9 protein-coding genes and 1 pseudogene are annotated in these 11,790 nt (G+C 72.0%); 5 read left to right on the forward strand and 5 right to left on the reverse strand.

The features are described 5' to 3' along the window. Positions 1–8: 8 nt before the first annotated feature. The gene (locus tag AB0J93_RS16275) at positions 9–1,583 is read right to left on the reverse strand and encodes an FMN-binding glutamate synthase family protein (protein WP_363922518.1); all 1,575 of its coding nucleotides are present in this window, start codon (positions 1,581–1,583) and stop codon (positions 9–11) included. 333 nt (positions 1,584–1,916) lie between these two features. On the opposite strand from AB0J93_RS16275, the gene AB0J93_RS16280 reads away from it, so the two are divergent. The 5 genes and pseudogenes from AB0J93_RS16280 to AB0J93_RS16300 all read left to right on the forward strand — a co-directional run bounded on the left by AB0J93_RS16280 (position 1,917) and on the right by AB0J93_RS16300 (position 8,787). Beyond that, positions 1,917–3,602 carry a protein kinase gene (locus tag AB0J93_RS16280; protein ID WP_363922520.1) on the forward strand — a complete coding sequence of 562 codons (1,686 nt, stop codon included), beginning with the start codon at positions 1,917–1,919 and terminating at the stop codon, positions 3,600–3,602. Between the two features lie 54 nt (positions 3,603–3,656). Continuing rightward, complete coding sequence (locus AB0J93_RS16285) at positions 3,657–4,559, forward strand: hypothetical protein (protein WP_363922522.1); 903 nt, start codon at positions 3,657–3,659, stop codon at positions 4,557–4,559. 643 nt (positions 4,560–5,202) lie between these two features. Further along, entirely contained in the window at positions 5,203–5,808 is a 606-nt protein-coding gene (locus AB0J93_RS16290) for a lytic polysaccharide monooxygenase (protein WP_363922524.1), read from the forward strand. A gap of 243 nt (positions 5,809–6,051) precedes the next feature. Continuing rightward, positions 6,052–6,783 (forward strand): annotated as a pseudogene (locus AB0J93_RS16295) (hypothetical protein); the annotation flags it as partial. A gap of 543 nt (positions 6,784–7,326) precedes the next feature. Next, positions 7,327–8,787 carry an MFS transporter gene (locus AB0J93_RS16300; protein WP_363922526.1) on the forward strand — a complete coding sequence of 487 codons (1,461 nt, stop codon included), beginning with the start codon at positions 7,327–7,329 and terminating at the stop codon, positions 8,785–8,787. On the opposite strand, the gene AB0J93_RS16305 is transcribed toward AB0J93_RS16300, so the two are convergent. The 4 genes from AB0J93_RS16305 to AB0J93_RS16320 all read right to left on the reverse strand — a co-directional run bounded on the left by AB0J93_RS16305 (position 8,763) and on the right by AB0J93_RS16320 (position 11,058). Continuing rightward, positions 8,763–9,182: a YchJ family metal-binding protein gene (locus tag AB0J93_RS16305; RefSeq protein WP_363922528.1), complete on the reverse strand. Its 420-nt coding sequence runs from the start codon at positions 9,180–9,182 to the stop codon at positions 8,763–8,765. The two genes, AB0J93_RS16300 and AB0J93_RS16305, sit on opposite strands and share 25 nt — an antisense overlap. A 96-nt stretch (positions 9,183–9,278) precedes the next feature. Then, positions 9,279–9,749, reverse strand: coding sequence for a hypothetical protein (locus AB0J93_RS16310; protein ID WP_363922530.1), 471 nt, complete (start codon positions 9,747–9,749; stop codon positions 9,279–9,281). A gap of 66 nt (positions 9,750–9,815) precedes the next feature. Next, entirely contained in the window at positions 9,816–10,430 is a 615-nt protein-coding gene (locus AB0J93_RS16315) for a class F sortase (RefSeq protein ID WP_363922532.1), read from the reverse strand. Between the two features lie 136 nt (positions 10,431–10,566). Next, on the reverse strand, positions 10,567–11,058 hold the full coding sequence (locus AB0J93_RS16320; protein ID WP_363922534.1) for a hypothetical protein: 492 nt from the start codon (positions 11,056–11,058) through the stop codon (positions 10,567–10,569). Between the last annotated feature and the right edge of the window lie 732 nt (positions 11,059–11,790).

The raw sequence follows: 11,790 nt of genomic DNA on the forward strand, positions 1-11,790 counted from the left end.
GCCGGGCGTCAACGCTTGGCGGTCGGTGACGGGGGAGCGCTGCCGCCCTGGGATGCCTCGGTGGACATCAGCTCCACCACCGCCTTGCGGTCGGCCGCCGACGGTAGGCCCCAGCCAGGTCGGTACCCGTACACCTCGCGCAGCGGGGTGGCGCTGGTCCGCCCGCCGAGTATCTCCACGGCGTCGGTGTCGATCAGTCCTGGGTGCTCCACCCCGCACGCCTCGGCGACCTTCATCAGATCCCGCCGCAGCGTCTTGATGTAGTGCGCCGCCCGGACCGACTTCGATGCCGGGTCGAGCCCCCGGGTCAGCCAGGCGTTCTGGGTGGCCACCCCGGTGGGGCAGGTGTCGGTATGGCACTTCTGCGCCTGAATGCAGCCGATCGCCAGCATCGCCTCCCGGCCCACGGCCACCATGTCGCAGCCGAGCGCGAACGCGACCACCGCGTTGTCGGGCAGGCCGAGCTTGCCGGAGCCGATGAAGACGACCTGCTCGTGCAGGTCACGTTCGGCGAAGACGGGGTAGATCCGGGCGAAGCCCTGCTGGAACGGCAGCGAGACGGAGTCGGTGAAGATCAGTGGCGCGGCGCCGGTGCCGCCCTCGCCGCCGTCGATGGTGATGAAGTCGACGCCTCGGCCGGTGCCGCGCATCAGGTCGGCCAGCTCGGTCCAGAAATCGAGGTCGCCCACGGCCGATTTGATGCCGACCGGCAGGCCGGTCTCGGTGGCCAGGAGTTCCACCCAGTCGAGCAGGCTGTCGCAGTCGGCGAACTCCGCATGCCGCGAGGGGCTGACGCAGTCCCGGCCGACCGGGATCCCCCGGGTCGTGGCGATCTCCGCCGACACCTTCGCCGCCGGCAGCAGGCCACCGAGGCTGGGCTTGGCACCCTGACTGAGCTTGATCTCCAGCGCCCGCACCGGTGCGCCAGCGACCACGTCCTTGAGTCGGGCCAGGTCGAACCGGCCCCGATCGTCGCGGCAGCCGAAGTACGCGGTACCGAGTTGCAGGATCAGCTCGCCGCCGTGGCGGTGGTACGGCGACAGCCCGCCCTCGCCGGTGTTGTGCAGGCAGCCGGCGAGCGCCGCGCCCCGGTTCAACGCCTCCACCGTCGGGCCGGACAGGGAGCCGAAGCTCATCCCGGAGATGGTCACCGCCGATTCGGGGCGGAACGCGTGGGTGCGCCGCCGCGCGCCGCCGAGCACCTTCGCCGCCGGCAGCCGCACCTCGTGCCCGGTCGTCGGCGTCGACGGTGGTACCGCCCGACCGAAGGTGCGGTGCTTGATGACCGGATATCCCGGGGTGTACTCGATGTCGTTGTCGGTGCCGAACCCGAAGTAGTTGTTCTGCCGCTTCGCCGAGGCGTACACCCAGCGGCGTTGGTCCCGGGTGAATGGACGTTCCTCGTTGTTGCCGGCCACGATGTACTGCCGCAGCTCCGGCCCGAGTGATTCGAGCAGGTAGCGGGCGCGACCCAGCAGCGGAAAGTTGCGCCTCAGCGCGTGCTCGCGTTGCAGCAGGTCACGGGCGGCGAGCGCGGCGAGGGCGGTGACGGCGGCGGGTACGGCGTGACGGGCCCATCTCATCCCGCCACACTTTCCGTCGCCGGCCGGGGTCAAACGTCGACGCCGCGCAGCTCAGCGCCGGGATTGGGCGGCGGCACCGCCTGGTCCGCGCCGCCGTCGGACGTTTGACCGGGGGTGCTACCAGTGACAGGGTGTCCGTGACCGACCATCGTGCGTCGTCGGGGTGGCCGAGCCAGCGCCCCGCCACCGATCGTGCCACCGGAGGAGTCACCAGGCAGCCACCCGGCGCAGCGGAGCACCCGCCGGGCCGATGGTGTCACCGGCGGCGGTGACGATAATGATCAGCGTATTCAGCGGCATTGTCCACCTGCGCACAGCACGGAGAGCGGCGACATGAGCGGTTGGCAGGTCTCCGGCTATACCCCGGTCCGTCGGCTCGGCGCCGGCGCGTCCGGCAGCGTCGAACTCGCCGTTCACGACGCCACCGGCACGCCAGTGGCGATCAAATACCTGACCGGCAGGTCCGACGACGAACTGTTCCGGGCCGACTTCCGGGACGAGGCGCGGCTGCTCGCCGACATTGACGACCCGCACATCTGTCGCCTCTACGAGTACGTCGAGGCGTCCGGCGGGGCGGCGATCGTGATGGAGTTGGTCAACGGCGTGTCGCTGCGCCAGATGCTGCGGGCACAGGGCCCCACCACACCGGAGTCGGCGCTCTGCGTGCTCAAGGGTTCCCTGGCCGGGCTCGGTGCGGCGCACGCGCGCGGCGTGGTGCATCGTGACTACAAACCCGAGAACGTGCTGGTGACTGCCGAGGGCACGAGCAAGCTCGCCGACTTCGGCATCGCCATGCCGGTCGGTGCCGCCTCTGGTGGCAGTGTCACCGGCACCCCCCGCTACATGGCCCCCGAGCAGTGGTCCGGTGCCCCGGCCAGTCCGGCCTGCGACATCTACGCCGCCACCGCCACCTTCTTCGAATGCCTCACCGGCCACCCGCCGTACGACGGGCGGGACCTGGCCACGCTGCGCCGCCAGCACGTCCGCGCGCCGATTCCCACCGACCGGGCGCCGCGCCCGGTGCAGGGCCTGCTGCGGGACGGGATGGCCAAGCGACCCGACGAGCGCCCGCAGCCCGCGCAGGTCTTCCTCGCCAGCCTGGAGGAGGTGGCCGCCGCGGCCTACGGCGATGACTGGGAGGAACGCGGGTGGCGCGAGCTGGCGCGTCGCGCGGCGCTGCTGGCGGCACTATTCCCATTCCCGAACGGCACCGGTGGCGGCATCAGCGTGGCCAGCACGGCGCTCGCCGCGTCCACCCCGCCGCCGGTGGCCGACGACTCCGACGTACCCGTGCCCCGGCGGACCGGGCGGGGCCGGGCGGCGCTGGTCGGGACCGGGCTGGTGGCCGCGATGCTGGTCGGTGGCGCCGGGCTCAGCTACGCCGCGAAAGACGAACCCGTGGGGGCCGGGGCCGCCACCGAGGCCCGCACGGAGCTGACCGCCGGGACAGCCCCGACCAGCGGAGTCCCGGTCGCGCCCCCGGGCACTGTCACGCCCACACCGGACGAGCCGGTGGTCGACAGCCCTGGACCGGCCACGCCGACCGGTACCGGCCCCGCCCCGACCGGCATCACCCCCGCTGACCCGAGCCCGTCGGTGTCCCGCACCGGCGACGCGCCGGCCCCCACGCCGGTGCCCAGCCCGCCCACCAGCCCGGCACCGCCGCCGGACACCACCGCGCCCACCGTCGACCGGGTCGCGGCGAGCCCGACCGAACTGGATCCGTCCGGCTGCCCGTTCGGGCCCACCGCAAGCACGGTTACCGCCCTGGTCGCCGACGACCGCACGGACCCGGGCCAGCTGCGCGTGCGCTTGCGCTACACGCTGGAGAAACGGTCGTACGAACAGAGCATGGGTCTGCTGCGTGGCGGCCAGTTCGGCGGCGTGCTCGGCGATCTGCCCCGGCCCGGCGCGACCACGCGGATCCCGGTGACGGTCCTGGCCACCGACGCCGCCGGCAACACCACCACCGGCGCGACGGTGTACGTGACGCTCTACTCCTTCTGCACACCCGGCTGATCCGGCCGCACCCCGCACACTTAGGCCCACAACGACGCAGGAGAGACGACAGCCGTGACGCAGCCGGACGACGCCACCGAGGCCCTGCCCACCCAACGGGTACCGGTTGAGCCGACCGTTACCCTGCCCGCACCTCCACCGGCGGCGAACGAGCCCACGGTGTCGTCAGGTGGTGATGCGCAGACGGTGTCCTTCGGTGGTGGTGAGTCGACGGTGTCGTTGAGCGGCGGTGAGCCGACGGTGTCGCTGGGCGGTGTCGAGCCGACGGTGTCGCTGGGTGGGCAGGGATTCGGCGGCGGGTCTACGGTGGCGTGGGGCGGCGGTGAGTCGACGGTCTCGCTGAAGGGGACGGCGGCCGGCACGGCCAGCGTCGGCGCGACCATGGCCGCGGGTGCCACGGCGGCCACGGCAGGCACGCGTACCGGCGGCGCGGTTTCGCCGGCACCGGCCGCGGGGCCCGGTGGTGAGCTGCGGTTCGGTCCCGGGGTGCCGGTCGCCCCGCCACCCGCGCCGGCCTGGCCGGCGTCCGCGCCGCCACCGCGTCGCCCGTCGCTGCGGCGTCGACTGGTCTCCGTGCTGTCCACCCTGCTAACTCTCGCGCTGCTCGCCGCGGTGGGACTCTGGATCTGGCAGCGGCTCAGCCCACTGGAGGTCACCGACGTCACCGCGAGCGTGCCCCGACCGGCCGGCGCACGCTGCGACGTCACCGTCGACGTGGTCGCCAACGTGCGGACCAACGGCCGTGCGGGCGTGATCGAATATCAGTGGCTGCGGACCGGCAGTGCGCCAGGTGCTCTGCTCACCGAGCGCGTCGGTCGGGGACAGCGTAGCGTCACGCTGACGTTGCGCTGGTCGTTCACCGGGGTCGGCAGCACCACGGAGACCGCGACGGTGAACATCGTGTCGCCGGCACCGGCGCAGGCGGCGACCGAGGTCAGCTACGCCTGTCCAGGCTGACTCCGACAGGCCGGTGGTCGGGGATGCGTCTGGGGCTGGGACGCCTACCCGCCCCCGGGATGCAGCGGCCCCATCCTGATCGCCTACGCCGTGGAACCGGGCAGCGCTGTGGAACCGGGCAGCGCTGTGGAATCGGGCAGCGCTGTGGAATCGGGCAGCGCTGTGGAATCGGGCAGCGCTGTGGAATCGGGCAGCGCTGTGGAATCGGGCAGCGCCGCCGCCGAGCGGTTGCCGCTGCTCGCTGCGGACGCGACTTGACGACCTCTGCCGGCCACACCGACATCCGCCTCTGGAACGAGCCGGCCTGACGGCGCTCTCGTACTATGAATCGCGGGCCGTCAACAACCGAAAGTTTCGATCCGGGACGTCGTTCGGGTGATCGGATGGGTGGCGGAGTGGGTCATCGTCGCAGCACAGATGGGGCATTGGTGCCCTTCACGGTGACTCGGGCCGGCTCGGGACACAGTGGCACCAATTAAGATCATTGTTGACATTTATGCGACTCGATGCTTGTCTGGCGTTGGAAGCGCTCCCATCCACCGACACCACCGAGGAACGGAGGACGCACATGCGTTCACGCAGGCCTGATCAGAGCGGCGGACGGTCCCGGTCAGCCGTCCGCCAGCCCCTTCGGGTGTTTGCCGTGCTACTCGCGATGATCGTTGGCGTGCTGCCCTGGGCCACCCCGGCCCAAGCCCACGGCACCATCATCAACCCGGCCTCCCGCGCCTACCAGTGCTGGCAGAGCTGGGGCAGCCAGCACACCAACCCGGCCATGCAGCAGCAGGACCCGATGTGTTGGCAGGCGTTCCAGGCCAACCCCGACACCATGTGGAACTGGATGAGCGCGCTGCGGGACGGTCTGGGCGGCAACTTCCAGGGCCGCACCCCCGACGGGCAGCTGTGCAGCAACGGGCTGTCCAGGAACAACAGCCTGAACCAGCCTGGTGCGTGGCGCACGACCAACGTGAGCCGCAACTTCACGGTCCAGCTGTACGACCAGGCCAGCCACGGCGCCGACTTCTTCCGCGTCTACGTCAGCAAGCAGGGGTTCGACCCCACCACCCAGCAGCTCGGCTGGGGCAACCTCGACTTCATCACGCAGACCGGCAGGTACGCGCCCGCGCAGAACATCTCGTTCAACGTCTCGACCTCCGGCTACACCGGACGCCACATCGTCTTCGTCATCTGGCAGGCTTCGCACCTCGACCAGGCGTACATGTGGTGCAGTGACGTGAACTTCGTCTGATCGACCAGTTCCACAACCGTCCCACCCGCTCCGGCCCAGGACTGCCGTCCTGGGCCGGAGCGCTCGTGGTGGCCGCAGTCACCTCGTCCGATGCGTGGCAGCTTTGGCGCTCGACACGCCGACCACCGGCCACCTTTCCTGCCACAGATCTGGGCGGGCTCTGCTGAGGGGCGGGGTTTCTGTGCAGGGGCGGGCGGGTAGGTCGGGCCGGACGAACCACCTGCCCCTGTGGAGGACCATCCGATGCGAGACGACTTCGGTGACGCGGTGGGGGACACCCTCCGCTCGATACTTCTCTTCCTGCCCAAGGCGCTCGCCTTCGTGGCGATCCTGGTTGTCGGCTGGCTGCTGGCCAAGGCAGCGCTGAAGCTGGTGAACCGGCTGCTCGAACGGGTCGGCTTCGACCGTGCGGTCGAACGCGGCGGGATCCGCCGAGCCCTGGCCCGATCCCGCTACGACGCCAGTGACATCGTCGCCCGGCTCGCGTACTACGGGATCCTGCTGCTCACCCTCTACCTGGCCTTCGGGGTCTGGGGGCCGAACCCGATCTCCGACCTGATCGGCGGGGTCATCGCCTGGCTGCCCCGTGCCTTCGTGGCGATCGTCATCGTGGTGGTCGCCGCCGCCATCGCCAGTGCGGTGAAGGACATCATCTCCGGCGCGCTCGGCGGGTTGTCCTACGGCCGGCTGCTGGCCACCGTCGCCTCGGCGTTCATTCTCGGTCTCGGCATCATCGCCGCGCTCAACCAGATCGGGGTCGCCACCGCGGTGACCACGCCGGTGCTGATCGCCGTGCTGGCCACCATCGGCGGCATCCTGGTGGTCGGAGTCGGTGGGGGACTGGTGCGTCCGATGCAGAGCCGCTGGGAGTCCTGGCTCGCCCGGGCCGAGCAGGAGTCGCGGACCATCGCCGAGCACGCCCGGGCCTACTCCGCCGGCCGCCGCGACAGCGACGAGAATCTCGCCGACCCTACCGCCGGCGCGCCCACCTACCCGTCGGACGTCGCCACGCCCAGCACCTCCCACCCGGTAAACGCAGAACCCGCTGGCCCCACAGCGCCCACCTCCACCGGCGCGTCGGCCGGTGACGACCCGGAGGCGACCCAGGTCGTCACCGGACCCGCCATCGATCCCGACGCGACCACGCCGCTACCGCGCCAGGATCCGACGCGGCCCGGGCCGACGTCCTCGGCGTCGCCGGAGAGCGACCCGGACACCACCCAGGTGGTCACCCCGAACCCGCCGCAGCTGCCGGCACAGCGCGACTCCGCCGACAGCGACTCGACAATCGTGCTGCCGAAGGCCGGCGAGCAGCGTTGAACGACGGGCGGAACGGGACCGATGGCGGTCCCGTTCCGCCCGAGCAGTCCGCCGCCCGCAACACCAGTGCGAATGCGCCGCGTGAGGCGTTAGCATCAGCGTCATGACCTGGCGACATTGATCCGTCATCCGAGGCCGTGGGCCGCCACGGGCGCCGTGACACCGGCGTCCGTGATCCGTCCCACCTGAAAGGCCCCGATGACCCCGACCTCGCCGCGTGCCCGCCGCCTGGCCGGCACGCTCTACGCGTACGCGTTCCTCACCGACCTGGTGCTGCTCTACCCGGTGTACGCGCTGCTCTTCGCCGACACCGGCCTGTCGGTCGGGCAGATCTCCTCGCTGTTCGTCATCTGGTCGTTGGCCAGCATCGCGCTGGAGGTGCCGTCCGGCGCCTGGGCCGACGCGACCTCCCGGCGGCGAATGCTCTGCCTCGCGCCGCTGTGCACCGCCGCCGGGTTCGCCCTCTGGACCCTCGCACCGTCCTATCCGGCGTTTGCCGCCGGGTTCGTCCTCTGGGGAGCCGGCGGCGCGCTCGCCTCCGGCGCGGCGGAGGCCCTGGTCTTCGACGAACTCGACCGGCTCGGTGCCGCCGACCGGTACGCCCGCGTCATCGGCCGGGCGCGCACCGCCGGCACCGTCGGGGTGCTGGCGTCGATCGTGCTGGCCGCTCCGGTGCTCGGGTTCGGCGGCTACCCGGCGGTTGGCGCGGCCAGCGTCGCAGCCTGTTTGCTCGCCGCGGCCGTCGCCGTCCGCTTCCCCGAACACCGCCGGGCCACAGGCACGGACACCGGCCCGGCCGGCGTCGCCTCCGCCCCGCCGGGTGGCCTCGACGTCGATCCTGCCGTGCCGCGTGGCGTCGATCGCGCTGCGCCGCGTGGCGTCGATCGCGCCGCGTCGGTTGGCCTCGACGTCGACCGCGCCGTGCCTGCCGTGGGTCGGGCGGCCCCAACCGTGGGCAGCGGGTCGGCGGACACCGGGGCGGCGGTGGCCGACCCGGACGCGGACGAACTCGGCTGGTGGCAGGGGCTGCGCGCGGGAGTGGCCGAGGCCCGTGGCAACCGGCCGGTGCGCCGGGCGGTGCTGCTCGTCGCCGGGGTCGGTGCCGTCTGGGGCGCACTGGACGAGTACACGCCGCTGCTGGCCCGTGACACCGGCGTCGCGTTGACCACGGTGCCGCTGCTGCTCCTGGTCGTCACGGTCGGGCAGATCGTCGGCGGTCTGCTCGCCCCGATCGGTCAACGGTTCGGCAGCCGTGGCTACGCGCTGCTGCTTGCCGGCTCGGCGCTGGCCCTGGCCGCAGGCGCACTGTCGGGTCACCCGGCCGCGTTCGGTCTGGTGGCGGTGGCGTTCTGCGGCCTGCAACTGGCCTCGGTGCTGGCCGACGCGCGCCTACAGGCCCGCATCGCTGGGCCGGGGCGGGCCACCGTCACCTCACTGGCCGGCATGGGCACCGACCTGACGATCATCGTCGTGTACGCCGGGTACGGTCTGGTCGCCACTGCGGCGGGCAACCCGGTGGCGTTCGCGGTCGCCGCGGTGCCGTACCTGCTGATCGCGGCGGCGGTGGCGATAGGGCCGATCGGCGACCGGAGCCCGCGCGCGCCGGTAGGGGTGACCCCGGGCGGTGACCAGCTTCAGCCGAGGTCGTCGTCCAGGTAGACCCAACGGCCGTCCTCACGGACAAAGCGGCTGCGTTCGGTCACCGTGCCCGGCTCGCGTCCCTCTTCGTAGTGGGCTCGGAACGTCACGGTGCCGACGCTGTCGAACAGGCCACCGCCGTCGGTGTCGAGCACCTCCAGCCGGGTCCAGCGCTGGGCGGGGTCGAGGTGCAGCCGTGGGGGCCGGGTGCGGGAGTGCCAGCTGCGCATCAGGTAGTCCGGGTCGCCGACGGCGAAGGCCGCGTACCGGGACCGCATCAGCGTCTCGGCCGTGGGCGCGTCGGTCTCGCCCCGGTGCAGCCGTCCGCAGCAGTCCGCGTATGGCAGGCCCTGCCCGCACGGGCACGTCCCGGTCACCCCGGCCCCGCCGGCCGTTCGTCTGTCTCGCTTGGCCACGTCGCCATCCTTCCGGTCGCGGCGTCGGCCACGGCCACCGGGGCGGCCTCACTGTCCCACGTCGGCGCGACTGCCCACCGGCCGCTGGCGTGCCGGTCAGCGGGATCCGGTACGGGCGCCCCGACGGTTGCCGAACGACTCCATCGTGGCGGACCGCTTCGCCGGTGCCGGGCTGGCGGAGCGGGACCGGGATGCGGCGGCCTGGGAGGCGGAGGTTTTCCTGGTCGGTGCCCGCTTCGTACCCGTGGCCTTCCTTGCCGGTGCCGTCGCGCCGGACGCTCTCGCCGCCGTCGCCTTCTTCGCGGGTGCCTTCTTGACCGGAGCGGACTTCTTCGCCGCTGTCGTCTTCGCGGTGGGCCGGCGGGCCGGGGTGGCGGTGGCGGAGACGGCCTTCTTACGGGCGACGCGGGAACTCGTCGGGGTGGGCTTCGTATCGGGCGTCTTCGCGGCGGTGGCCCCGGTGGCCCGCTTCGCCGCCGTGGCCGCCTTCTTCGCCGCCACCTTCCGCGGCGGCGGGCCGCCCTTGTCCGCGCCGGTCCGCTTGCTGGCCCGTGCTGCCTGCGCCATCGTCGCTCCTTGCGAATCTGCCGTGGGCGACGGGTCTTCCCGCCGCCTCGACGGTCAAACGCGGGCTCACGCCGCCCGGGTGGCGAACACGATGACGTTGTCGACGTACTCGCCGGTGTCCCGGTCGAACCGGCCGCCGCAGGTGATCAGGCGGAGTCCGGCCGTGTCGCCCGGGCCGTAGACCAGGTCGGTGGGGAACCGATCCTTCGGATACGCCACGACGCCGTACACGGCGAAGCGCACCACCCGGGCGTCGGTCCGGACGATCTCGATGGTGTCTCCGGGACGCAGCTGTCCCAGGCGGAAGAAGACGGCCGGCCCGGCGGGGGAGTCCACGTGACCCACCAGCACCGCGTTACCGGTTTCGCCGGGGCTTACTCCGGGGCGGTACCAGCCCGCCACGCCCGGTCGGTCCAGCGGCGGCACCTCCAACGCCCCGGCGGCGTCGGCGGCCACGGAGATCAGCGGTGCCCGGATGTCGATGGCGGAGATGCGTACCTCGACCGGGGCGGCCCGGGGCAGCGGTGGCAGGCGCGGCACGGGCATCGTCGGGTGCGGCGCCGCCGCACCGTCCGGTTGCGGTGGTCGCGCCGGTAGCTGCGTCACACCCGCGCCGACCAGCGCGAGGCCGACCACCGCCAGCGCCGCGACCAGGAACCGGCTCAGCTGGTACGCCCGCACGGGAACCTCCGTTCGCGGTGCCCGCGCGGAGCGGGGGCGTGGGGCTCGACTCCGTCTGCCGGTGCCACCTCGGGTGCCCGTACCGTCGAGCACGGTACGGGCACCCGTCGCAGGATGGGATGGGGTGGGCCGTGGATCAGTGGGTCGCGGCGGTGACGGCGTGACGACGCCGCCGGGCCAGAATGACGGCACCGCCGAGCGCGGTGGCCAGCAGGGTGGCGCCGGTGGCCACCGTCCCGGCACCGTCGTCGCCGCCACGGCCGCCGGCCTCGGCACCGCCGATCGGGGTGACCGTGAAGGTCGCGCTGCCGTCGGCCGTACCGTCGCCGCAGGTGGCGGCCACCGTGTAGGTGCCGAGGGTGAACCCGGCGGTGAACAGCTCCGCGCTCAACCCGCCGCCCGCGGCTGCCGTGGTGGAGCGAACATTCTGGTCGCGGTCAGGCCCGGTGACGCGGAAGATCGCGTCGCCTGATTTCGGGTTGCAGCCCGTCGCGGTCAGTACGACGGTTCCGCCGACCGGCGTGGTGGACGGCGACACGGTCGTGTCGGCCAGCGCGGTGCCGGGCAGCAACAGCGCGCCGAGAGCGATGCCGCCTGCAGCCGGTATGAGAACTCTTCTTGCCTTCATACGCGTCTTCCCTCACTTTTCGTCCGCTGACTGCGTGGGACGTCGTTCGGGTGGCCAACTCCGTGACTAGCACCGGTGTGCCCAACACTAGGTGGCCTTGAGACCCGATCCGGTGAAAATGAGAAATCCTCGTTGCCGTCCCGTGTTCCCCCGGACGCCACACGCGTCGCGGAAGGGGCCGTCGGGGTGCGCCGTGTCCGGCTGCTGGGGTTGTGGGCTGCCGTGCCCGGGTGGGTGTGTAGGTGAACCCCCGGGCTGAACCCCGGGCTGAACCCCGGGCTGAACCCCCGGGCTGAACCCCCGGGCTGAACCCCGTTGATCATGAGGTTGACGGCGTGTTTGATCTCCAATCGTGCCGCTAACCTCATGATCAACGGCTGGTTGTGGGGGTTTGGGGTTGGTGTCGGGTTCGGGGGTGGGGCTCGGGGTGGAATGGGTGGCGGGTCGGGGTGGTTGTAGACGGGTGAGCGACCGAGGAAGACCGCCTGCCGCACGGTGGGTGGGTGTGGCCCGGGAATGTTGGTGGGCCGCCGGTCGTTGGACATGGTCCCGGCGACGTGCAGCGGCCTTTGGCCCCGCGTGCCGGATGATTTCCCCCTTGTTTTTGAGCGCCCTTTTGGTGCTTGCGTGCGCCTGACCGATCCCCCTTCGGTGTGGGTGTGCGTCGACCCCCGAATTGGAGCTTTGTCATGAACTCGATGCTGCGTAAGAGCGTGCTGGGTGTTGCGGGTC

The sequence above is a fragment of the Micromonospora sp. NPDC049374 genome, from assembly GCF_040677165.1.
Taxonomy (GTDB): domain Bacteria; phylum Actinomycetota; class Actinomycetes; order Mycobacteriales; family Micromonosporaceae; genus Micromonospora.

Excerpts from the sequence above, each read along its gene's own strand:
- AB0J93_RS16275 (WP_363922518.1), bottom strand. The coding sequence starts at position 1,583 with ATGAGATGGGCCCGTCACGCCGTACCCGCCGCCGTCACCGCCCTCGCC.
- AB0J93_RS16280 (WP_363922520.1), top strand. The coding sequence starts at position 1,917 with ATGAGCGGTTGGCAGGTCTCCGGCTATACCCCGGTCCGTCGGCTCGGC.
- AB0J93_RS16300 (WP_363922526.1), top strand. The coding sequence starts at position 7,327 with ATGACCCCGACCTCGCCGCGTGCCCGCCGCCTGGCCGGCACGCTCTAC.
- AB0J93_RS16310 (WP_363922530.1), bottom strand. The coding sequence starts at position 9,749 with ATGGCGCAGGCAGCACGGGCCAGCAAGCGGACCGGCGCGGACAAGGGC.
- AB0J93_RS16320 (WP_363922534.1), bottom strand. The coding sequence starts at position 11,058 with ATGAAGGCAAGAAGAGTTCTCATACCGGCTGCAGGCGGCATCGCTCTC.